We start from the raw sequence: 662 nt of genomic DNA on the forward strand, positions 1-662 counted from the left end.
CTTCATGATCAACCCGACGGGAGGGGGAGGGCGTGGACGAGACCGGGGAGACTCGCGGGCCATAGGATCGGCGGCATGACTCCCGACGAGGTCGCCAACCGGCTGGTCGCGCTGCTCCCCGGCGTCGAGGTGGCGACCGGGACCTCCGGCGGTCAGGGGTACGCCCGCGCCACCGTCGACGTACCCGGCACGAGCTGGCGGGACGCGCTGCTGGCCGCCCGCGACGACGCCGAGCTGGCCTGCGACTTCTTCGACTGGCTCTCCGCCGTCGACGAGCTGACCGGCGGCTTCGACGTGGTGGCGCACCTGTGGTCGACGACCCGTCGGCACGGGATCCTGCTGCGCACCCGGGTACCCCGGGAGAACCCGGCGGTCACCTCCGTGGTCGACGTCTTCCCCGGGGCGGCCTGGCACGAGCGGGAGACCCACGAGATGTTCGGCATCGACTTCACCGGACACACCGGGCTGCGTCCGCTGCTGCTGCCACCGGAGTTCGAGGGGCATCCGCTGCGCAAGGAGTTCGTCCTCGCCGCCCGGGTGGCCAAGCCCTGGCCGGGCGCGAAGGAACCGGGCGAATCCGAGGCGGGCGGCGGTCGCCGGCCGGTACGGCCACCGGGCGTACCGGCGCCGGGGGAGTGGGGGACCGTTCCCACACCGGCCGG

1 protein-coding gene is annotated in these 662 nt (G+C 73.9%); it reads left to right on the forward strand.

Going from position 1 to position 662, the window contains the following annotated elements; all coding sequences use genetic code 11:
- Positions 1–75: 75 nt before the first annotated feature.
- Positions 76–662, forward strand: a 587-nt coding sequence (locus GSF22_RS34045; protein WP_208817979.1) for an NADH-quinone oxidoreductase subunit C, incomplete at its 3' end; no start/stop codon positions are given.

Source organism: Micromonospora echinofusca (assembly GCF_017614955.1).
GTDB classification, from domain to species: domain Bacteria; phylum Actinomycetota; class Actinomycetes; order Mycobacteriales; family Micromonosporaceae; genus Micromonospora; species Micromonospora echinofusca_A.